18 protein-coding genes are annotated in these 21754 nt (G+C 51.9%); 9 read left to right on the top strand and 9 right to left on the bottom strand.

The window, feature by feature from the left end; all coding sequences use genetic code 11:
* Window positions 1–17 precede the first annotated feature (17 nt).
* Complete coding sequence (gene bglX, locus ACFVSO_RS21310) at window positions 18–2195, top strand: beta-glucosidase BglX (RefSeq protein ID WP_387477287.1); 2178 nt, start codon at window positions 18–20, stop codon at window positions 2193–2195.
* A 316-nt stretch (window positions 2196–2511) separates the two neighbouring features.
* Here bglX and ACFVSO_RS21315 read toward each other — a convergent pair whose 3' ends face one another.
* Together ACFVSO_RS21315 and ACFVSO_RS21320 are read right to left on the bottom strand one after the other, a co-directional pair.
* Window positions 2512–3330: a GNAT family N-acetyltransferase gene (locus ACFVSO_RS21315; protein ID WP_387477289.1), complete on the bottom strand. Its 819-nt coding sequence runs from the start codon at window positions 3328–3330 to the stop codon at window positions 2512–2514.
* A 53-nt stretch (window positions 3331–3383) separates the two neighbouring features.
* Window positions 3384–6536: an ATP-binding response regulator gene (locus ACFVSO_RS21320; RefSeq protein WP_387477291.1), complete on the bottom strand. Its 3153-nt coding sequence runs from the start codon at window positions 6534–6536 to the stop codon at window positions 3384–3386.
* Window positions 6537–6723: 187 nt separating this feature from the next.
* Here ACFVSO_RS21320 and ACFVSO_RS21325 point away from each other — a divergent pair, with 187 nt between their 5' ends.
* Window positions 6724–7449 carry a sulfite exporter TauE/SafE family protein gene (locus tag ACFVSO_RS21325; RefSeq protein WP_387477293.1) on the top strand — a complete coding sequence of 242 codons (726 nt, stop codon included), beginning with the start codon at window positions 6724–6726 and terminating at the stop codon, window positions 7447–7449.
* Window positions 7450–7571: 122 nt separating this feature from the next.
* On the opposite strand, the gene gdhA is transcribed toward ACFVSO_RS21325, so the two are convergent.
* Window positions 7572–8942, bottom strand: a complete 1371-nt coding sequence (gene gdhA / locus ACFVSO_RS21330; RefSeq protein WP_387477295.1) for an NADP-specific glutamate dehydrogenase — start codon at window positions 8940–8942, stop codon at window positions 7572–7574.
* A gap of 67 nt (window positions 8943–9009) precedes the next feature.
* A complete protein-coding gene (locus ACFVSO_RS21335; RefSeq protein WP_387477297.1) occupies window positions 9010–9987 on the bottom strand; it encodes a diaminopimelate dehydrogenase in 978 nt (325 codons plus the stop codon).
* A 368-nt stretch (window positions 9988–10355) separates the two neighbouring features.
* Here ACFVSO_RS21335 and ACFVSO_RS21340 point away from each other — a divergent pair, with 368 nt between their 5' ends.
* Complete coding sequence (locus ACFVSO_RS21340) at window positions 10356–11831, top strand: protein adenylyltransferase SelO (RefSeq protein WP_387477299.1); 1476 nt, start codon at window positions 10356–10358, stop codon at window positions 11829–11831.
* Between the two features lie 169 nt (window positions 11832–12000).
* On the opposite strand, the gene ACFVSO_RS21345 is transcribed toward ACFVSO_RS21340, so the two are convergent.
* Window positions 12001–12942: a ring-cleaving dioxygenase gene (locus ACFVSO_RS21345; protein WP_387477301.1), complete on the bottom strand. Its 942-nt coding sequence runs from the start codon at window positions 12940–12942 to the stop codon at window positions 12001–12003.
* A 50-nt stretch (window positions 12943–12992) separates the two neighbouring features.
* Complete coding sequence (locus tag ACFVSO_RS21350; RefSeq protein ID WP_387477303.1) at window positions 12993–13436, bottom strand: MarR family winged helix-turn-helix transcriptional regulator; 444 nt, start codon at window positions 13434–13436, stop codon at window positions 12993–12995.
* A 194-nt stretch (window positions 13437–13630) separates the two neighbouring features.
* Here ACFVSO_RS21350 and ACFVSO_RS21355 point away from each other — a divergent pair, with 194 nt between their 5' ends.
* The 5 genes from ACFVSO_RS21355 (at window position 13631) to ACFVSO_RS21375 (ending at window position 18636) form a co-directional block, all read left to right on the top strand.
* A complete protein-coding gene (locus tag ACFVSO_RS21355; protein WP_387477305.1) occupies window positions 13631–14281 on the top strand; it encodes a fibronectin type III domain-containing protein in 651 nt (216 codons plus the stop codon).
* Between the two features lie 224 nt (window positions 14282–14505).
* Window positions 14506–15315, top strand: a complete 810-nt coding sequence (locus tag ACFVSO_RS21360) for a CPBP family intramembrane glutamic endopeptidase (RefSeq protein ID WP_387477307.1) — start codon at window positions 14506–14508, stop codon at window positions 15313–15315.
* Between the two features lie 49 nt (window positions 15316–15364).
* Window positions 15365–16870, top strand: a complete 1506-nt coding sequence (locus ACFVSO_RS21365) for a serine hydrolase domain-containing protein (RefSeq protein WP_387477309.1) — start codon at window positions 15365–15367, stop codon at window positions 16868–16870.
* Window positions 16871–17032: 162 nt separating this feature from the next.
* Window positions 17033–17818, top strand: a complete 786-nt coding sequence (locus ACFVSO_RS21370; RefSeq protein WP_387477311.1) for an inositol monophosphatase family protein — start codon at window positions 17033–17035, stop codon at window positions 17816–17818.
* A gap of 26 nt (window positions 17819–17844) precedes the next feature.
* Complete coding sequence (locus ACFVSO_RS21375) at window positions 17845–18636, top strand: hypothetical protein (RefSeq protein WP_387477313.1); 792 nt, start codon at window positions 17845–17847, stop codon at window positions 18634–18636.
* A gap of 16 nt (window positions 18637–18652) precedes the next feature.
* Here ACFVSO_RS21375 and ACFVSO_RS21380 read toward each other — a convergent pair whose 3' ends face one another.
* A complete protein-coding gene (locus tag ACFVSO_RS21380; protein ID WP_387477315.1) occupies window positions 18653–19159 on the bottom strand; it encodes an NUDIX hydrolase in 507 nt (168 codons plus the stop codon).
* Window positions 19160–19367: 208 nt separating this feature from the next.
* Here ACFVSO_RS21380 and ACFVSO_RS21385 point away from each other — a divergent pair, with 208 nt between their 5' ends.
* A complete protein-coding gene (locus ACFVSO_RS21385; protein ID WP_387477317.1) occupies window positions 19368–19709 on the top strand; it encodes an MGMT family protein in 342 nt (113 codons plus the stop codon).
* A gap of 72 nt (window positions 19710–19781) precedes the next feature.
* On the opposite strand, the gene ACFVSO_RS21390 is transcribed toward ACFVSO_RS21385, so the two are convergent.
* Entirely contained in the window at window positions 19782–20345 is a 564-nt protein-coding gene (locus tag ACFVSO_RS21390) for an FAD-dependent oxidoreductase (protein WP_387477608.1), read from the bottom strand.
* 139 nt (window positions 20346–20484) lie between these two features.
* Window positions 20485–21546 (bottom strand): endonuclease/exonuclease/phosphatase family protein, encoded by a 1062-nt coding sequence (locus ACFVSO_RS21395; RefSeq protein WP_387477319.1) that lies wholly within the window; start codon window positions 21544–21546, stop codon window positions 20485–20487.
* Window positions 21547–21754 lie beyond the last annotated feature (208 nt).

Here is a 21754-nt window from a genome sequence, read left to right on the forward strand (position 1 = left end):
AGGGGGACTGAGATAGCATGACCGCAACTTCTAAAAGCAATTGGCTGACACCGGCCATCCTTGATCAAGCGAAGCAAATTCTGTCCGGTTTGACACTGGAAGAGAAGGTCGGGCAGATGACGCAATACGATTGGGGCTATAACCCGATCAACCCGGAGACAGGCGTGTCCCAACGAGACCTGCTGGTCGAGGAAATTCGCCAAGGCCGAGTCGGCTCGATCTTTAATTTGGCCGGTGCCGAGCAAGCGAATGAACTGCAGAAGCTCATTCAAGAGAATACAGCGAGCCGTATTCCGCTCTTGATTGGACGTGACGTCATTCACGGCTATAAGACGGTATTCCCGATTCCGCTGGCGCAGGCATCGGCATGGAATCCGGATCTGGCGAGAAGAACAGCGGAAGCGGCATCCCGCGAATCGATGGCGGATGGCGTAGCTTGGGTATTCGCGCCAATGATCGATATTAGCCGTGATCCCAGATGGGGACGCATCGCCGAGAGTATCGGCGAGGACCCGTTGCTGACAGGCGAATATGCGAAAGCTTGGGTTGAAGGCTCGCAAATCGATGACGGAGCAGGCCAGGCTACCGCAAGCTGTCCGAAGCACTATGCTGCGTACGGACTTGCGGAAGCGGGGCGTGACTACAATACCGTCGACCTGTCCGATCGCGTATTGCGCGAAGTGATTCTGCCGCCGTTCCGCGAAGCGGTAGACGCCGGGGCGCTGAGCATCATGGCTTCTTTCAACGAAGTGAATGGCATTCCGGCTTGTGCCAACGAATATTTGCTGAAGACGATACTGCGGGACGAGTGGGGCTTTGAGGGCATTGTAGCGAGTGATTATAATGCGCTTCAGGAGCTGATCACGCATGGCGTCGCCGGCAGCGAAGAAGAAGCTTGCGAGCGCAGTATCTTGGCGGGATGCGATATGGACATGCATTCCGGCTTCTATATGCGCTACCTGCCGAAGCTGGTCCGTGAGGGCCGCGTGCCGGAGAGTGTCGTAGATGAGTCGGTGCTGCGCATTCTCGCGGTTAAGATCAAGCTGGGCTTGTTCGAGCAGCCATACGTGACGGTTCCAACGGAAGAGGCGGCTACTGCGGCGCGCGCTTCGTTCACGGAGCTTGCGCGCGAAGCGGCGAGAGAATCGATTGTATTGCTTCGCAACGAAGGGAAGACGTTGCCGCTGAGCAAGCAAGTTGCGTCGGTGGCTGTGATCGGGCCGCTCGCGGACAACCGCAAGGACCCGCTCGGCTGCTGGGCATTCGACGGCAATCCGGAGGATGTCGTCAGCTTGCTGGAGGGCATCCGGTCGGCTGTTGGAGCTGACGCCGCGATTCATTATGCGGAAGGCTGCTCCATGGAGTCAGACGGCGAGGAGGGCTTCGAGGCTGCGCTTGATGCGGCTCGTCAAGCGGATGTCGTTGTGCTGGCACTGGGCGAGGCGCTGGAGATGAGCGGCGAGTCTCGATCCCGGACGTCGCTGGACCTGCCAGGTGCGCAGCGCAAGCTCGTCGAGGCTGTGGCTGAGCTGGGCAAGCCGGTTACGGCGGTGCTGCTGAGCGGCAGACCGCTTGCACTGCCTTGGCTGCAGGAGAAGGCTGATGCCATCGTGCAGGCTTGGCATCTCGGCGTACAAAGCGGTCATGCGATTGCCGATGTGTTATTCGGCGATTACAACCCGGGCGGGCGCCTGCCGGTCACCTTCCCGCATAATGTCGGCCAGGTTCCGATCTATTACTACCGCAAGAAGACGGGCCGTCCGCCGGGCGGCGTCTACTCTTCTTACTACATTGATTCGACGACAGAGCCGCTGTATCCGTTCGGTTATGGCCTGAGCTATACACCGTTCAAGTACAGCGACATTACAGCCGACCGGACCACAATTGCGACTGATGGCGAGCTGACTCTTTCAGTAACGGTATCGAACGTCGGCGACCGTATGGGCGAGGAAGTCGTGCAGGTCTATGTGCGGGACGAGATAGCGAGCGTCACCCAGCCGCTGAAGAAATTGATTGGATTCAGTAAAGTGAGCATAGGGCCAAACGAATCGGCTACACTCAACTTCAAGGTTGGCAGGGAGCAGCTTGCCATTATCGATCAGCATATGAAGCTGACCGTCGAGCCGGGCGACTTCACGCTTTGGGTTGGACCGAACTCCAGCGAGGGACAATCGATTACTTTAAAGGTAGTATAACGCAAGGAGGGCTTCTGCTTATTTCAGCAGAAGCCCTTTTTTGATTTTTATGCGCAAAGACGGCGATGCACATGGCGATCTGATGATCGCGCTGGTTTATATGCTTAAGGCGGGCGCAATTAGTGGCAGGAGGCAAAGTTATTTCACCGTTTGAGGAGGTTCCAGCCATTTAGCGTTTCCTAGCACCACTAATTCTGAGTTTCCACCCTTTTGACGAGATTAGTGTTGTGTAGCAGCGTTAATTCACCTTTGGAGCATTCTAGCACCTTTCGCCATACCTGATTCAGGTTAAAGTGTAGCTGGTAAGCCAGTTATTTCAGTTAGCTACAGGCCCCCACACCGCCCGCGTCCAAGCGAGACTCATGCCGAGACGCTCCATGTTGTGCTGGCTGGAGCTGCCGAAGCTGGCTTGGCCTGCCACGAGGTCGCAGCCGGCTTGATAGGCCTCATGAAGCCGCCACTTAAGAAGGGCGGTTTGTAACCCTTTCCGCCTGTATTCAGGCAACGTAGCAGCCAGAGCAAGCGAGGCTGTACCCTCATGGATATGCATGACGCCTACAGCAGCCGGGATGTCGTTCCAGTTCGCCAGGAAGAGCTTCCAGCCGGAGCGATTCAGCAAGCCAATGTTGTTGTTGACGAAGTGATGCTTATCGTCCAGGCTCATACCAGCGCCGACGCAATGAACACGGGCATATAGATCAAAGTCCGCTTCATTCTCAATAGGCTGGATCGTAATAGAAGCGGGCAGCTCCGGTTGCTCTGCACATGGAAGCCCGTACAGCACGGATTGAAAGCCCATCTGGAGCAATCCTTTCCCCGCCAAGTACTGAAGCGTCTCTTCGTTGTTGCCGGCAGGATCAATATCCATCTGAAAGCGACGCTCCCTCGCTCGATAGAAGGTTAGAATTTCGTCGAGATGGCCGATATCCTCATGCGAGAATCCTCTTACCGAATTGAACAGTCCCCAAGGCATCGTTCTAATATAGAAGGCTGTTGTGTTGCCGAGCTTCAACATTTCTACCCCTTCGGGATTGCCGATCCTCTCGCCAATCGAGCTAATACGCGATGTCATAAATGCTGCCTCGGATTGTTGAATACGTGCTGTTAACGTTTCATTTAGAACAGGAGGTCTCATTGTACAGTCACACATCCTTTTCAGATTTTACGGTGAACGCCGTGAGTAAGGGGCTATTGACTGCCCTTGCTCTTCTGTTGATCGGGTATGATGAATGATACGCTCGTTCCCTCGTCAGGCGTGCTCTGAATCAACAAGCCTTGACCATACAGCTGGAGGAGTCTGCGGTTCGTATTGGAGACGCCGATTCCGCTCTTGCCGCTCATTGTCCGGTTCAGCAATTGGTGAATTTTGTCCGGACTAATGCCAATCCCGTTATCCTGCACTTCTATCCGCGTTCCTTGGTGTTGCCGCGCGACCCGGATCAGCACGGTGCCGCCTTTTCGGCGTTTCAGCAATCCATGCTTGACGGCGTTCTCGATCAGCGGCTGAATGGTCAGCGGAGGAAGCAGCGGATTGATGCCGGGCTCCACTTCCCATTCCACGGTCAAGCGCTCTCCGAACCGCTCCTGCTCAACGAAGAGATACGCCTTGGCGAGATCCAGCTCATGGGATAGCTCAACCAATTCCTCTGTATTCAGAAAATCAAAGCTGATGCGAAGATACGAAGAGAAGGCTTCAACGAGTGAACGCATCTTTTCGGTATTCGTCATGCTTAGCGCCATAATGGAATTGAGCGTGTTGAATAAGAAATGCGGATGAATCTGTGCCTGCAGATAAGCGGCCTCCATACGCAGCCGTTTGTGTATCGATTGCTTAAGTGTGATTAGTGCTTTAATCCGGTATTTTAACTCCAAAGCGTCTACCGGCTTGGTTACATAATCATTGGCACCTGAAGCAAAGCCGGTATAGATATCGGTAGACTGGCTGCGTGCGGTCAGCAGCAATACCGGAAGTTCGGATAAGGAATAGTGCTCCCTGATCTTCTGAGTCAGTTCATAACCGGACATCTGCGGCATCATCACATCGGCAATGACAAGATCCCAAGTCCGAGTCGGCAGCAGCTCCAATGCTTCGCGTGCGGAATGGACAGTGGTCAGCTGATAGGGCTCTGCCGACAGGATGCCGGCCAGCACGCTCAGGTTGACCGGATCATCGTCCACGGCAAGAATATGAACCTTGCTGTCATTCAGCAGCGAAGGAATGGATTCCTGCGTGAATGATGCTGGATCGTACAGCGAGCCGATCCCGGCAGCCATCTCCGCCTCGCTGCCAATGGCTGCGGATAGGGCCGGATTAAGTGAAGATGCCAGATGCTCCGCGCCTGCAAGCGGAAGCTCGAAGCTGAATGTCGAGCCATGGCCGGGTGTTGACCGGACGGCGAGTTCGCCGCCGTGAAGCTCGATCAGTTGCTTGCATATGCTGAGGCCAAGTCCCATGCCTCTGCCGTCGCTAACCCCGTAGGCTCCTTGCTCGTAAGGAAGGAATATGCGTGCCTGGGTCTCTTCATCTATGCCAACACCAGTATCGGCTACATGAATCATCACAAAGCCGTCACGGACTTCAGCGGATATGTCGATCTGGCCTTCTTCCGTGTACTTCAGCGCGTTGTGCAGCAGATTATAGAGAATTTGCACCAGCCGCTTCTCATCGGCCATGACAAGCGGCGTGGAGTCCGGAATGTTCATTTGCAGTTGAACGGGCTTGCCCTCCATAAGAAACGCCAGCATGGCCATAATGCCTGGAACCAACGCCTGAATATGCATCGGTTCTTGCTTCAGTATGATGCGATGCTCCTTGAGCCGTGCGACATCGAGCAGATCGCCCAGCATATGGGACATGCGCCGGCTAATCTGGATCAACAGCTCCATATCTTTGATGCTGTGGGCGTCCATCCGTTCCTTTTCTTTCATAACAACGGTTTCGGCGATATTCATAATGCCGTGCAGAGGCGTCCGAAGCTCATGCGACGTATTGGCCAGGAATTGGTCCTTCAGTTTATCTTCCTTCTTCAATTGTTCATAAAGCCCGGAGTTTTCTCTGGACTGGCGGTAATACTTCTTGAACCAATAAGTAGAGAAACCAATCATGGCCGCCATAATATCGAACGGATAATAAGCGGTTGTCACATCTTTTGATGTAGAGGCGAAGCTCCATAGCAGATTGGAAATAATGCTTACGGCTGACAGCAGTAGAAATACGATATCAATGTCATTTTTCTTATGAAAGATCATGCCGCCAGCAACTCCGGCAAACCATATAAACGGCACGAAGAAAAAGAAGTAAATGATCTTATAAGTGATCATGATGTCGATCAAATACGCCGGAGCCGCAAACACTACGGCTGTAAAGGCAACAAGGGATACCGTGAAGGCACGAAGCCATATATTGCCTGGCTTTGCTGCCGAAAATCGTCTGAACAAGAGCAGGATAAGAAAAATCTGCCACATGAGAGAGACCAGCCTGATCTTTATCGCCCAAGTGTAGTTGATGGGCAGCCACAGCATAAGCAAGTGATCGTGACCGGCAGCGATAGAGACGCCAACGGCAATCAGCAGCAAGCCGGTAAGCAGCAGAGTGCGCTCTTTCCGATTAAAGTAGTAAAGAATAAATGCGTACAGGCTGTGCAAAACAAGCAATACAACCGTAACCAACTGGAATCCAATCGAATACCATCGGACTGTGTCTATCGCAGCGAGCGAGCCGAACCGAAGGGATCGAATAATACCGCCCTTGCTTGGCTTATCGTAGTTGGCGACGCGAATAAGCACATCAAGCTCCGTTGTGCCTTCCACCGAATAGGTGGCCGTATAGGACACGCTCTTCGGGGTATAGTCGTCAGCCCTGGCGGCAGGCTGGCCTACGATGGCCAATGTATTTCCATTAATCTCAACTTCCGATGAGGCTTGAATCCCCTTCAGCCAGATCGATACGGGCTGCACGAGCGGATCGGTCAGAATGCGCAGGCGATACGTGCCATAGCCGTAGGCATATCCCTTCTCATGGTTCAATAGATTTCCCCAGCTGCCAGGTACTTGAATGGACTGCGGTGTCGGGGCATCGGTGTGCACATCCTGGCTCGACAACAATTGCTCCGGATAGAAGAGCCATTCCCCGTCCATATAGAAAGAGTGAGAGGCTTCCAAATCTATACCGCGCATGTCCAGCACGCCATTCACAATCGGATGAGACTTCGAGGTAGGGAAGATATCCGACCATGCCCACCGAAGCCCAGTGAGGCAGCCTAGAAAGAGAATAGCTATTATTAAATAAGCAATCGTTTTATGTTTGAGTAGTCGCGTCGTCATAATCATAAAATTCGACATAAGCGTCTAACAATCCTTTAGGCTATGTGGATTGCACAGAAGATTGCAGAGGTTGAAGTGGCCGGTTGTTTCATACCGCGAATGACAAGTATTTCAACATAGAATGAGCAAATCCATTGATAGGTTTGAAAGGATGGCCCATAAGCTTTACACTATAACGAAGCGGGTTAGAGATAGGAGGAATGTCTTGGATCATATCGGGATTTTCATAGCGATTATTCTGGCCGCTTCGATCTTGCAGACTAGCACCGGCTTTGGTTTCTCGATCATGGCAACGCCATTTTTACTTCTGTTATTTCAGCCTCAAGAAGCGATCCAGATCAACATTATTTTGTCGCTGGTGATCTCGGTATCCTTAATTGTGAAGATAAGAAGGGACATCGATTTCATGCTTCTCAAAAGATTTACCGCAGGCAGCATAGCGGGTGTGCCTTTTGGCTTGCTTATTCTGTTGTCTGTGGACATCAACACCTTCACATTAGGGGTGAGTATCCTTCTGCTGGCGTTAACCGCACTGCTGATATTCAGATTCAAAGTGAAAGCGACAAGGCAGCGGGATTATATCGTAGGCGGAATATCCGGATTGCTCACGACCAGCATCGGAATGCCGGGGCCGCCGTTATTGCTGTATTTCACGGGAACGGATGCGGAGAAGGGGAAGATAAGAGCCACTACACTCGCTTTTTATTTGTTTATTTATTTCGTAAGTTTGTTGACCCAGATAATCTTTGCAGGCACGAGTGAGAGGACTTGGACATGGAGTCTTTATGCCATTCCGATTGTGTTCCTCGGTTTGCTGATTGGCCAGATATTGTTCAAAAAGTTGAATCAACGCATATTCCGAATCATAACGTACATTCTGCTGAGCGGAACGGGGCTTTTTCTGCTTGTCGATAGTCTGGCCAAGCTGTAAGCAGCGGTGGCGGGCGACCCCTATGAAGATCATAAGGAAAATCAAAACCGGCCCCTGTGCACAGGAGCCGGTTTCTTCATGCTTATATTTAGAAAAAAAATGATTTCAATCGAAGAACTTTATTATACAACGCCTTGCTCGATCATCGCGTCTGCTACGCGTACGAAGCCTGCGATGTTGGCGCCGACAACAAGGTTGCCCGGGTAGCCGTACTTCTCGGCTTCGGCCATGCTGTTGTGGTAGATGCGGCGCATGATGTCATGCAGCTTCGCGTCTACTTCCTCGAATGTCCAGGACAAGCGCATGCTGTTCTGCGACATCTCCAGCGAGGAGACAGCTACGCCGCCTGCATTCGCGGCTTTCGCCGGTCCGAACAGGACGCCGTTGTTCAAGAATACGTCGATCGCGTCAAGCGTCGATGGCATGTTCGCGCCTTCGCCAACTGCCACTACGCCGTTCTTCACGAGCAGCTCGGCCGCTTTGTCGTCGATCTCGTTCTGCGTTGCGCACGGAAGCGCGATATCGCAAGGAATTGTCCAGATGTTCTCACAGCCTGGCGTGTATACAGCATCAGGATGAGTCAGGACGTATTCGCTAATGCGCTTGCGCTCTACTTCCTTCAGCTGCTTCACGAGTGCAAGATCGATACCCTTCGGATCGTAGATATAGCCGTTGGAGTCGCTGCATGCAACGACATGTGCACCGAATTGCTGTGCCTTCTCAATCGCGTAGATGGATACGTTGCCGGAGCCGGAGACGACAACGGTACGATCCTGGAAGCTCATGTCTTTGGCTTGCAGCATTTCGTTGACGAAGTAGACGCATCCGTAGCCCGTTGCTTCTTTACGCGCAAGGCTTCCGCCGTAGAGGAGGCCTTTGCCCGTCAATACGCCGGCTTCATTGCCGCTCTTGATCCGCTTGTATTGGCCGAACATATATCCGATCTCGCGAGCGCCCACACCGATGTCGCCAGCTGGTACATCCATGTATGGACCGATATAACGGTATAGCTCGGTCATGAAGCTTTGCGTGAAGCGCATAACTTCGCCTTCCGATTTGCCCTTCGGATCGAAGTCGGAGCCGCCTTTGCCGCCACCGATTGGTTGGCCGGTCAAGGAATTTTTGAAGATCTGCTCAAATCCAAGGAACTTGATAATGCTGGCGTTCACGGAAGGGTGGAAGCGAAGTCCGCCTTTGTAAGGGCCTAGTGCGCTGTTGAATTGAACGCGGAATCCGCGGTTGACTTGTGGCTTGCCGTTGTCGTCAACCCAAGGTACGCGGAAGTATACGACGCGCTCAGGCTCGGTAATTCTCTCCAGGATGCTGTGCTTCATGTAATGCGGATTGGCCTCAATGACAGGGATCAGGGAGTCAAGAATTTCTTTCACCGATTGGAAAAATTCCCGCTCCCCTTGATTGCGGTTGAGAATCGTTTCATAGACCGACTGGACATATTCCTTGGCGGTCTGCTCCTTTACCAATACATTGTTCACGTGGGTGGACGCTCCTTCTATAGAGAAAATGACTAGCTAGTTACTTTCTATCTATCAAACCGAGAGATTACAGAAGATCGCGGCGAAGCTCTTCGCCGGATTTAGGCGACAGGTAAGCGAACGGAATATCGAATACCGTCTTCGCTCCGTTTTGACCTTCTTGGCTCAATCGGTTGGCAGCTCTTGCATAGGCAACGAGTACGCTTGCCGTGAATTCAGGGTTGCTTTCCAGCTTCAGGCCGAAATCGATAATTTGCTTTGTTCCTGCACCGGTTACACCGCTGCGAATAACGAATCCGCCATGCGGCATGCCTTGATGCTCGGCATTCAGCTGTTCCTCGGTAATAAACGTTACAGTTGTATCGTAGTCTGAGAAGTAGTTCGGCATGGACACAATCGTCTCGCGGATCACGTCTTGGTCAGCGCCTTCTTCCGCCACGACATAGCACTGACGAAGGTGCTTCTCGCGTGTCGTAAGCTCTGGCGTCTCTCCATCGCGGATGCGGTCGATAACGGACTGGACTGGAACGGTGTATTGCACGCCGGCTTTAACGCCCGGTACGCGGCGAATCGCATCGGAGTGGCCTTGGCTTACGCCTTTGCCCCAGAATGTGTACTCGGTGCCTTCAGGTAGAATGGATTGGCCCAGCAAACGATTGAGCGAGAATAAGCCTGGGTCCCAGCCTGTGGAGATGACGCTCAGATTGCCGCCTTGCTTTGCTGCAGCGTTAACCGCGTCGTAGAACTCCGGAATTTTCGCGTGTGTATCGAAGCTGTCCACTGTGTTGAACATGCTTGCGAAGAATGGAGTCTGCTCAGGCAGGTCTGTTGCGGAGCCCCCGCACAGAATCATGACGTCGACTTTGCCTTTGTATTGTTCTGCTGCCGAAATGTGCTCGAATTTCACGCTGCCTGTTGCCAGCTGCTCTGGCTGTCTGCGCGTAAATACTGCAACGAGCTCCATATCCGGATTTTGCGCCAGGGCCTTCTCGACCCCTTTGCCTAAGTTGCCGTAGCCTACGATGCCAATCTTGATTCTACCCATGTTAAATCCTCCTAAAATAATGCGAGATTCAGCCTAATGCCAGTCACTCTCTCAGAGCGCGATTTCGTATTATTTTAAGTTTTTTAACGCAATAATGCAAATTAATAATAACATAGTACAAACCAGTTCGGGAGGAATTAGAAAGATATGGTGTTTTTTTGTCCAAAAACCGAACGATACAAATATCGTGGAAGCCGCATGGAATAAGGCTTTATTGCTGTGACAGAGTAGTGAATTAACTCGTTTAAGCGGCGCGAAAAAATTTTTTTATCGCATACATTTAAGGGCCTTGGCGGATAGTGGGAAGGGTATAATAAGGGGATAAAGAAGACGAATTTCTCATAACGATGTTTTCCAAAGGAGATATCATGACGGACCAAAAACCGAACATAGCCGCTGGCTGGAACTTTGACAATAGTTATGCCGGCTTGCCGGAATTGTTTTATAGCAGGATGGAGCCGAACCCGGTACCCGACCCGGAGCTGATCGTGCTTAATGAACCGCTTGCCGCGTCGCTTGGTCTGAATGTGGAGGCGCTGAAGAGCGAGGAGGGCATAGCTGCATTCGCAGGCAATACGATGCCTTCAGGCTCGCTGCCGCTTGCCCAGGCGTATGCGGGGCATCAATTCGGACATTTCACCATGCTGGGAGACGGACGGGCCATGCTCATCGGAGAGCAATTGACACCCGCTGACGAGCGATTCGATATCCAGCTGAAAGGATCGGGACGAACGCCATACTCCCGCGGAGGTGACGGTAAGGCGTCGCTTGGGCCGATGCTGCGCGAGTATATCATCAGTGAGGCGATGCACGGGCTTGGTATTCCGACGACACGCAGCCTGGCCGTCGTCACGACAGGCGAGCCGATCTACCGCGAGACGGAGCTGCCGGGGGCTGTCCTGACGCGTGTGGCGGCCAGCCATATCCGCGTCGGGACGTTCCAGTACGCTGCGGGAGGCGGGACTGTGGAGGATCTGCGGGCGCTGGCTGATTACACATGGGATCGGCACTATGCGGACGCCGATCCAGGCGACAATCGCTATCTGGCGCTGCTGAAGGAAGTCATCAAGCGCCAGGGCGTGCTTATTGCCAAGTGGCAGCTGGCTGGCTTCATTCATGGCGTGATGAACACGGACAATATGACGCTTAGCGGAGAGGCAATCGATTACGGCCCGTGCGCGTTTATGGATGCCTACGATCCTGCGACCGTGTTCAGCTCTATCGATACGCAAGGACGCTATGCCTATGGCAATCAGCCCAATATCGCGGCATGGAATCTGGCAAGGCTTGCAGAAGCGCTGCTGCCGCTTCTTCACGAGGAGGAAGAGAAGGCAGTTGAGCTGGCGGAGGATGCAATCAAAGGATTCATCGACAGCTTCTACAGCCACTGGATGAACGGCATGCGGGCAAAGCTTGGGCTGTTCCATGAGGAAGCGGACGACGAGTCTCTCATCAAGGCTCTTCTGGATCTGATGAAGGAGCATCATGCGGATTACACGAACACCTTTAAGGCATTGACATTCGGCAAGCAGGAGGATGTGGCGATGTCCTGCAGCGAAGGTTTTCGCGAATGGTACGCCCGCTGGCAGGAGCGGCAGGGCCGCCAGCAGCAGTCGGCTGAAGAGGCGCAGCGGCTGATGAAGGCGAGCAACCCTGCTGTCATCCCGCGCAACCACCGGGTGGAGGAAGCGCTGGAGGCGGCTGTGGAGGAAGGTGACCTCTCCGTGATGCACAGACTGCTTGCGGTACTGCGCAATCCCTACGCTCATACGCCTGAGCAGGAGGAATATGCGGCATTGTCCGAGCCGTCAGCTTATCCGTACCGCACCTTCTGCGGAACGTAGCTGCGGACCGATTCGAAGCAGGAGGAAGATGACAAAAAGGACCTCGCAGGAGGTCCTTTTGTCGTCTCGAATCATCTTCCGATATCTCGGACATCATAGCCGAGGAATATCAGATACCAAGTCTTGTCTGCAGTCATGCGAGCGTTATTCATGGTGCCTGCGTCTAGTCTTAATCCAATGGAATCAGCTTGGCTTCAATCTCGGCGCGGCGTCCTTCCAGAAAAGGCGGCAAATCTAGCGCATGCCCCAGCTCCTCCACAGTCGAGTCGGCGGTAAAGCCCGGCCCGTCCGTAGCCATCTCGATCAATATCCCGTTGGATTCGCGGAAGTACAGGCTCTGGAAGTAATAGCGGTCTACAACGCCTGTCGAGCGGAAGCCGTGCTGCTGAATGACGGCATCCCAGTAACGAAGCTCGCCCTCGTCCTTGACGCGAATGGCGAGGTGATGAACGCTCCCTTTGCCTGGTCTCTCGTTGGGTCCATCTTCCTGCCTCACGACGATCTCGCCGATTATTTCCCCCGGGACGGATTGATAGATTGCCTCCCCGCTTGTGCGGATTGCTTCCGTATACCCCAGTATGTCGCGGAGTGTACGCGCGGTGTCCTCCAGATTACGTACGGTGAATTCGACGCTGCCCATCCCGAGAATGCGATGCTCTTGATCCACGCTTGATCCATCCCAAGGGGCCCAATGCTCCGGAACGGCTTCTCCGTTGTGATTGATCAGGACAAGGCGGAGACCTTCCTCGTCTTCGAAGAGCAAGGCGTCCCGTCCGGCATAACGGCTAATCTCTCCGTGTTGAACGTCATGCTGCTCGAAGCGCTTTTTCCAGTATTGGAGGCTGTCCATGGACGGCACGAGCAAGCCGATGCGTGTGATTGCATTCGTGCCGCGGACCGTGGCGGCAAGCCGGGGCATCTCGAAGAAAGATAGCTCTGTGCCTGCTGCGCCGGTCAAATCGCCATAGAAGAGATGGTACATGGATGGGTCATCTTGATTGACCGTCTTCTTCACGCGGCGAAGTCCCAGGATGTTTTGGTAAAAGTGATTATTACCTTGTGCATGCTTGGTCAACATAGAGATGTGATGATGACCGGTAATCGTCGGCATATGTCATTCCTCCTTTTATAACTTGACTAGTCAACTGATAATCAAAATAATTACTCAGGCGGTACTTCTTTTGTCCCGCTATGCTTATGGACGCGTGTCATGAGCGTGTATAGGGTCTGTTGTTCTTCTTTGCTCAGCACTTCCTCGAAGAAGGACGATTGAAAGGCCAACTGCTCCGGCATCGCCAGCTCCAGTACGGCTTCTCCTTTTTCCGAGAGAGAGATCGTCTTCGTCTTCCAATCTTGCTTGCGAACGATGTAGCCTTCCTTCTCCAGACGCTCCAGCATGCGCGAGATGCCGCCTTGCGTCACCGTTACTTTCTCTGCAAGCTCCATCTGGGTAAGCGGCTGATAAGCGCGAATCTGCATCAGGGCATCGAATTGAGCGGTTGTAAGGCCGAACCGCTTCAAGAATGTGTTCGACATCTGATTGCTCTGATTTGTAAATCGCATCAACCGCAGCCAAATTAAGGAGCCGATTGTATTGTTCTGCATCTGATCTCCCTCGCAATCGCTTATCTTAGTTATCACTTTACTACTCAATTGATGAATAGGCAAGGAGACTCTATACAATATCTTATTTTGACATAAATACTAATAATTGCTATATTAAAGGTGGACGTCCAATCTTGTGTTAAATAGAGGAGTACTCCTGATTTTATTCCAATTATAGAAATAGGAGAGAGATTATGAGAAACATTCAAAAGAAACTGGTGGCGTTAGGTTTAACGCTTGTTCTGTCCTTATCCTTATTCGGAGCGGCCAGCGCTGAGCCGGCAGTTGCTTGCGAGAAGCCGGGCGATTTTACGCTGACGGCAACCCCGGGCAATCGCTCCATGGCGCTGTCGTGGACACCGTCTGCAGGCGCTGACGCTTATGATGTCTATTATTCCCCAAGAGCGCCATTCGCTGCTCAAAATATTCAAGCTACGAGCTTCACCGTAACTGAGCTGCGCAATGGCTATATCGGATATTCCTTTGGCATTATCGCCAAAAATGAATGCGGCACGACGTGGTCCAATTCCATTAATCAAGTGGCGACATCGGCCACTGGAGCACCTGCCAAGCCTAGTATAGAGCTAAATGATAATAAATTGCATACAATCGGTGAATTTGTCATCAAATGGACAATTTGGAACGGCAATAAAGCGACCTCCGGCCGTCTCTTGGAGAATGGACAAGAGGTGTCCCTGCATTACTACGAGGAGATTGGCAATACGTCTGGACAGTCGGGAAGCTGGACCTTCAGACGCCCGCCGGGAACCTATACGTACCAAGTCGAGCTCATTAATCCGTTCGGCACTGTTCTGAGCGATACAGTTACCGTCGTCGTACCGTAAAGCATCGCAATCAAGGACCTCCACCCGCATTGAGGGTGGGGGTTTTTGCTGTTCCTGCACGGCAGACGGCTCTATCTCATCCATCCATTTTTTTAGTATACGGGAAGATCGTCATATTAGTATAATGATGTCGAATAGGATTATATTGGATAAATATATGTTTGATCGATAACTTCTATAACACGTTGTCCTGGCAGCGCGGACACAATAGGGGGCTAGCGGATATGAAACGTTACAAGGAGCAGCACGTCTGGCTGGATTTGATCGGATACGCTTTTCTGATTGGCGGCTCATTTATCCTCTCTACGTTAGGTGTGGCTATCGTTCAGAACCTCATGGAAGAAGGGTTTACGTGGAGCGACCTTAATACGAATGCCGCTACAATCGTCGGCGTGCTGCTTGCCCTGATCCTTCTTGCAGTCGTGACCCGTCAGGAGAAAAAGAGATCGTTATGGGAGTTTTGCGGCTTTCGCGCCATCGGGATGCGGCGAATCGGTTTTTTTATCGGACTTGGGATGCTGCTTAGCCTTATGTTCGGAATTATTCTTGAGCTCGATGTATGGGGGCAGCTTGCCGTCAGCCACGAGCAGAAAGTATCAGCTGAGTTGGCCTCCGATTCCATTCTTATGGTAGGGGTCACGGCCGGCATTCTAATTCCGTTCATGGAGGAAATTATGCTGCGGGGACTCGTTCTGCGGACGCTTTATCATGTCTACTCCCTTACAACAGCCGTGATTGCGCAGGCTGTTCTCTTTGCGCTTCTCCATACCGCTCCCCTTCAAATGAGCTATACCTTTCTGCTAGGTCTTCTTTTTGCATGGGCTGCGCTTCGTATGAAGAGCCTATGGGCTTCCGTCATTATGCATATATCCTTTAATTTAACCACGCTTCTGATCATAAGTGCGATCCGCAAGTATGAGTCGGCCGGGCTATTGGTAGGCTCGATCATGATCGCGGTCCTTCTGATTGGCATGGGTCTGCTGCCGATTGGCAAGAATCCACAGGGGAATACGCCTTATTTTTCTGGAAAATGAACCTTTCCGCTTCTGTCGGCCAATATAGGCTGAAAGGGGCGGTTGCTATTTGCGCATCAAACAGATCATTTTCATCATTTTAATTATATTGGTTGTTCTCACAGCGCTTCTCCCTCAGCTGACCCATGCCACTCCCATCGTGAATGAATCATGGATAGACAAGGAAGCAGAGCAAGGCATGCGGGATTATCATATCCCGGGTCTTGCTGTCGGCGTGGTGAAGGATGGTCGGATTGTGTTTCTGAAAGGCTACGGGAAGGCGGATGATACAGGCAGAGATGTGGCACCGGAGACGCCGTTTATACTGGGCTCGGTCAGCAAGCCTATTACGGCTGCAGCCATTATGCAGCTCTCCGAGCGGGGCATGTTGAAGCTGGACGAGCCGGTACGGACCTATTTGCCGTGGTTGCAGTTGGACGGTCTGGCGGACAGCCGAGAGGTGACAGTGCGGGATTTGCTCAGACAAACAAGCGGATTGTCTACCTACGATGGCCGGGTTATTTTGGCGGCAAAAGGTCATACGGCTGAAGAAATTATGCTGCGGCAAGGTAAGCCCAAGCTGGAGGGACAACCGGGGGAACGCTTCCGCTATTCCAATTTGAACTATATGCTGCTTGGCACTATTATCGAGCATGTATCAGGCGAGTCGTATGCGGCCTATATCGAGAAGCATATCTTCAAGCCTCTTGATATGACAGACAGCTATGCTGATCCCGCTGCAGCCCGTGAGAATGGTCTTGCAAGCGGGTATCAGACCGTGTTCGGCAAGCTGATGGAGACGGAGCCGAGCATTTCGCCCGCTCTTGTTCCTGCGGGCTATTTGGCCGCTTCTGTGAAGGACATGACCCACTTCCTGCTGTCTCAAATGAATGGAGGCCAATATGACGATGTAACCGTATTGTCGGCAGCCAGCACGGGACTGATGCAGCGGCACGAGTCCGGGTTTCCCTATGGCATGGGATGGTTTACAGCTCCGGCTCTGATTTCGCATGGAGGCGATGCCGAGCATTATCATTCCGATGTCATCATGGATTTGGATTCCGGCTGGGGAATTGTTGTACTGATGAATACGAACGATGCGCTGCTTACGACTATCTACGGCAGTGGGTATGGCGATTTGTCCATTCGACTGCTGCAGGCGGCTAGCGATGGGGCTTTGTATTCGACCTATTTAATGGCTGAGCCGGTGAAGTTTGGGGCCGCAGGCGTGTACATGAACTCCGGTATAGCTGTACTGGCGTTATGGCTGATCTGGTCGTTATACCAGCTTGTGCGCAAGCGGAATTCGGACCGACTATATACTCCATGGTTTTTTATAAGAGGGATTCTGATTACGGTTGCCTATCTGCTTGGTCCGGTACTGTTTTTGCTTCGATTCCCGGAGCAGATAGGAACGCCATGGGGGACTCTTCTGCGGTTTGTTCCCGGCTGGGGGCATGCTCTGCTTATATTCCCTATGCTGTTTATGATGATTGGGCTGCTGAAGATGGTTCTGTTGTATCGCATACGTCGGCGATTGGGTAATGACCAAGGGGTTATCAACGGGCTGCGATAAGCAGTCCTTTTTTGGTTGATGGGAGGAGGAAGCGTTATGATGAAAGTAGTGCATGCAGGAATGGGCGAATATCCCTTATACTATTAGTGAAATAGATAGAAAACGCACATCATGGAATCGAATAAATTAAATATAGAAAAAATATACAGGCAGGTGTAAGATATGATTGAAAAAGTAATGGAAATTGTACGCGAAGCAAGCGATTTATTTAAGAATAAAGAATTTACCGTGCTCAGCAAGGGCTCGGCATCGAATCAGGTGACTTCCGTGGATTTGTCGGTGCAGGAGTTTTTGAAGGAGCGTCTGACGCCGCTTATAGAGAATTGCGGTTTTATTGGCGAGGAGAGCGAAGTGGACGATTACGACCATGACTATCTATGGATCGTGGACCCGATTGACGGGACGTCCAATTTCATACGGGATATCGGGCTTAGCGTCATTTCCGTTGGTCTTGTGAAGGATGGCGTGCCTGTATTGGGCGTCGTCTATCATCCGTACCGGGATGAGATGTTTTATGCCGAGCAAGGGAAGGGCGCTTACGTGAACGGAAGGCCGATGAAGGTATCCGATCATGATTTGTCCCATTCGTTATTTTGTACCGCTATGAGCCTCTACAATAAGGATCTTGCGGGGTCTTGCTTCCGCATCATCGAGAAGGTGTACGAGGACTGCGACGATATTCGCCGTCTGGGGTCGGCTGCGCTGGAGCTTGCTTATTTGGCGGCTGGGCGAGTCGATCTGTATTTTGAGATGCGTGTCTTCCCATGGGACTTTGCAGCAGGCGAGGTGCTGATCCGGGAAGCAGGCGGTTATGTCGGAACGGTCGAGTTCGATCGAACCGTCTTCACTCGTCCGATTCCGCTCATCTGCGCGAATTCGAGAGAGAATTATGATTACTTGAAGCGAGTCGTTACGGACGAGGTACCGAAGATTCCGTACGACCAATAGGACATGACGAGGCGGGGGCTGTCAGGGTGGCTGACCAGGAGAACACGAAGAAAATCAAGTACAAGGACTATAAGATTGACGAAGAAACTATAGACGCCGAAAAGGATTATCATCTGGAGCAGGCATACAGTCTATGTGTTAATGAGCTTGGCCTTCAGCAGACGAAGAGAGATCAGATTATCGCGTTTTACATTGCCATTATCAGCTTTGTTATTCCAGCCATTATTGATTTAAGCCTTTCTACTTTTATTAAGGGGCTTAGCTTCCTTGCCTTGTTTATACTGGGTATTATGCTTGCTTGGGTTGTTGTGAGATATCGGGTGTACAAGGAAGTGTACTGGATTACTTCTCGCGTCATCAAGCAGCTCTATAATTTCGAGAAAGAAGCGATTAACAAAGAGCTCGTCCAGCATATGTTCTATCGGAATTTGAAGATGAGCATGGACTCGGTATTTGTATATCGTAAAAATAAAAAGGTTAGCGGATGGGGGTCCTACCGCAAGAACCTGTATAGCTCCGAGACCATCCTGTTCCATATTCTCGTTTTGATTAGTTCTGTCGTGCTCGGGATCGGCGTGTATATGCTTTTATTTGACTTTCCCGTTGTTCGCGAGATCGTGGCATTAGTCCTAGCGCTTATGAATCTGCTGTATTTCACTAGACATTACTATAAGCAGCTAACTAAGATCTACGATGCTGTATTCAATGACGATGACGATGATAAATCCTTCAATGCGGTTTTTAGCAAAGCATGGTTTCTACATTTCCATTTGGATTTCAATGAAAATAAGAAAAACTCGGAAGGCTTAACGGCGTAAGCTTTCCGGGTCTTTTTTACGTCTCTGCGTTTGCCTGCCGAACGGCTTCTTCCACAATGAGATAGGCCAGATTGTGGTCCTCCATGACATAGGCGGCCAATTCGGGCTCCACCCATATTCTTGCCGTGCATTCATGCTCCTGAAGATAAGGGAGGCATGCCGTGACGTCAGCTCGGTAGAAGAGCTGGTAGCCGATTAACGGGTATTTACCGTTCGGATCGAACCTCAGATTCTCCTCGTGGCTAACTTGAATGGCGCCAATCAAGCGAAGGTCCTCACATCTGACATAGCCCTCCTCCATACACTCCCGGGTGACGGTTTCCTCGGGCGATTCTCCGTCCTCTACATGCCCGCCTGGCAGGTTGAAGCCCCGGCCAGTGACATGCACCAGCATGATTTTGCCTTGATCCATGCATACGCCATGGACGCTTGTGACGAGGGCGGGATCAGGGCTGTCAGTCCCTGGCAGCCAGGTTAATTTCACATTATGACCGCCCCAGTCGGAGTAAATGGTAGTTGCCATGCTAGAACCTCCAATCATGCTAATGTGCTTCCGATACCAAAAGCAGTCTGTCTTATTTTAATACAACGCCTGGATGAAAAGCGACGGAACGCGCGCAGTTGCCGGAAATCACTCTACTCCGGGGCGGTTTTATTTCCGGCTGAGGTATGATACATTAGGCAGTACTTGAAGGGACCGGCAAGTACCCTATCGATAAGGAGAACTCTGCATGCAGCCATTCACGAGACGCGTCATTCACATCATACAGAACATACCTGAGGGGTATGTGATGACCTACGGGCAAATTGCCGAAGCCGCCGGCAGCCCGCGAGGAGCGAGACAGGTCGTCCGTATTCTCCACTCGATGAGCGCCGTCCATAAGCTGCCCTGGCACAGAGTGGTGAATGCCAAAGGCATGATTGCCCTCATGGATGAGGAGTCGCGCTTTAAGCAGATCCTGTATCTAAGCAGCGAAGGCGTATTGGCGGATGACGAGGGCCGTGTGGATCTGGAGCAGTACCGTTATCAGCCGGGAGAGGCAATGGAATGGACGGATGATGAGCAGCATTAGCGGGTTTAGCCCCATAGGAGCAATAAGAAAGAGCGCCGGACAAGGCGCTCTTTTCGCTTTTTTATAATGACCTTACGCTTTTAAAATATCATGATCCACATACCGCTCGCCATTCAGCTCGCTGATGACGTTAATCGCGACTTTGGCGCCATCGCCGGCTGTGACAATGGTATGCACGCTTACGCCTGCCACTGTGCCTGCTGCCCAGATGCCCGGAACGGATGTTTTGCCGCTAGTGTCGACGTCAATAACGGTTTTAATCCGCGGCTCGGTGCCGTCCTTGGTGGCGATGCCCGCCTTATCGGCCAGATCCACGCTTAATCCGGTGGCGAGAATGACATGACTTGCCTCGTAGCTTTGATTTTCTGTCTCTACATGAATGCCGGACTCTGTTTGGACGAGATTGACCACAGTATCCTGAATGATCTCCGCGCCGAACTCGGCGGCTTGCTTCTTGCCGGTCTCCACCAGATCGGGCCCGGTAATATCGGGAGCGCCATAATGGTTGCGGAGAAGGGCTTTCTTGGTGATGCTCTTGTCATTGTCAAAAAGGAGCGTTTTCTTGCCAGACTTGGCGGCATAGATAGCCGCGCTTGCCCCTGCGGGCCCTGCGCCAATAATAACGATATCGTACATATTCATCTACTCTCCTTCGGCATAGTGGGATAAGTGCGAATACGTGACTATTATAATAGATTCCAGAAGGAATGGACAGCTTGGGTCCCGCCTCAAAGGTGTGTCGTCTGCCGAAGGACTAGGCGTCTGGCGCTTCTGATTACTTTAAAATAAACGTCCCCGTCACCGGATTATGGTCACTGTGCTCGAAGGCTAGAGACGTACCCGCAACCTGCACAATCTCGATATTAGGCGAGACGAAGAAGCCGTCGATGACCGCCAGGAAGTTGACGCCTTCCTCATAGGCGGTGTCGAGCGTTCGAACGGTAGGCACAGCTGGATCGACTGCCCACTGGAAGCCGTCAGGGCCGAATGTCTCCGGGAACGGCTGCAGCCACTCCGGCCACTCCTGCTGTGCAGGGAAGGCGTCTGGATCCGTAGACGGCAGAGAGTGGTTCCAGTCGCCGCCAACTATGATGTAATTCCCTTTAGTGGCCTCACTCTCCAGATAGTCGCCGAGAAAGTCGAGCTGCTGCTTGCGTATCCGGCCTCCTTTGTCAAAGGCAGACAAATGCAAATTCACAAGCACTAGCTCCTTGCCGTTATCGACGGGCAGTCTGCTCTCGATGAAGCCGCGATCCAGCTCGAACAGCTGCACCGGCCAGCTTTCCTTGCCCGGCAGATCGTAGCGGGTATGGGAGCTGGCTGTGAAGGACGACAGCGTCAGCAGTCCGCTCTTCACCGCACCCATCGGCTGCGTCAAGGGAACGGGCACCCACGGAACTTTATAGTTATAGGCAAAGGTTTGGTCATAGTCTTGCAAGCCATCGCCAATCCACTGAGCCTCGTCGACCTTATAGCTGCGGGAAGACTTTCGGTCTACCTCCTGCAGCAGAATAAGCCGGGACTTTGATTCTCTCAGAAAGTGGATCGCCGCTTCCAGATTAGCCTCTGTCTGCTCTTTGCTGGCGGCTCTCGACCTCGTACCGCCATCCATGAAGAAGTCCTGTCCACGGTCCAGGCCGGCATAGCCAATATTGAAGGTTGTTATCTTGAATGGCTCGTTGTGCTTAATGCCCGCCGACTGTCGGCTTTCATGGGGCAGCTGCACCTGAGCTGGCGGCTTATAGTCTATCGCGGTGATGTAAATCAGGAATACGGCTAGTAGAGTGATACCCGTGATCGCAATCCAGAGCAGCCACTTGATGATTTTTTTGAGCATGGTATGTAAAGCCTCCTAGGCAAACCTGTAGTGGGATATTTCGTGCGTATTCCTTTTTGCGCTTTCTAAAATGTACTATATTTCCATTCATTCTAGAAGAGTTCATTCTCCAAAGCGTCTAGCTACACCATTGCGCAAACGTTGTCATTTTGGCGAGAATTTGTGGAATTTTGTTTCCTTAGCTCAAATGGGACGATAAAAGGATTGA

It is taken from the genome of Paenibacillus sp. NPDC057967, assembly GCF_042887015.1.
Classification (GTDB): domain Bacteria; phylum Bacillota; class Bacilli; order Paenibacillales; family Paenibacillaceae; genus Pristimantibacillus.

Coding starts and splice junctions, on each gene's coding strand:
- ACFVSO_RS21385 (WP_387477317.1), top strand. CDS start 19,368: ATGCAGCCATTCACGAGACGCGTCATTCACATCATACAGAACATACCT.
- ACFVSO_RS21320 (WP_387477291.1), bottom strand. CDS start 6,536: ATGTCGAATTTTATGATTATGACGACGCGACTACTCAAACATAAAACG.
- ACFVSO_RS21350 (WP_387477303.1), bottom strand. CDS start 13,436: ATGCAGAACAATACAATCGGCTCCTTAATTTGGCTGCGGTTGATGCGA.
- ACFVSO_RS21335 (WP_387477297.1), bottom strand. CDS start 9,987: ATGGGTAGAATCAAGATTGGCATCGTAGGCTACGGCAACTTAGGCAAA.
- ACFVSO_RS21380 (WP_387477315.1), bottom strand. CDS start 19,159: ATGGCAACTACCATTTACTCCGACTGGGGCGGTCATAATGTGAAATTA.
- ACFVSO_RS21370 (WP_387477311.1), top strand. CDS start 17,033: ATGATTGAAAAAGTAATGGAAATTGTACGCGAAGCAAGCGATTTATTT.
- ACFVSO_RS21395 (WP_387477319.1), bottom strand. CDS start 21,546: ATGCTCAAAAAAATCATCAAGTGGCTGCTCTGGATTGCGATCACGGGT.
- ACFVSO_RS21315 (WP_387477289.1), bottom strand. CDS start 3,330: ATGAGACCTCCTGTTCTAAATGAAACGTTAACAGCACGTATTCAACAA.
- ACFVSO_RS21360 (WP_387477307.1), top strand. CDS start 14,506: ATGAAACGTTACAAGGAGCAGCACGTCTGGCTGGATTTGATCGGATAC.
- ACFVSO_RS21340 (WP_387477299.1), top strand. CDS start 10,356: ATGACGGACCAAAAACCGAACATAGCCGCTGGCTGGAACTTTGACAAT.
- ACFVSO_RS21355 (WP_387477305.1), top strand. CDS start 13,631: ATGAGAAACATTCAAAAGAAACTGGTGGCGTTAGGTTTAACGCTTGTT.
- ACFVSO_RS21390 (WP_387477608.1), bottom strand. CDS start 20,345: ATGTACGATATCGTTATTATTGGCGCAGGGCCCGCAGGGGCAAGCGCG.
- bglX (WP_387477287.1), top strand. CDS start 18: ATGACCGCAACTTCTAAAAGCAATTGGCTGACACCGGCCATCCTTGAT.
- ACFVSO_RS21345 (WP_387477301.1), bottom strand. CDS start 12,942: ATGCCGACGATTACCGGTCATCATCACATCTCTATGTTGACCAAGCAT.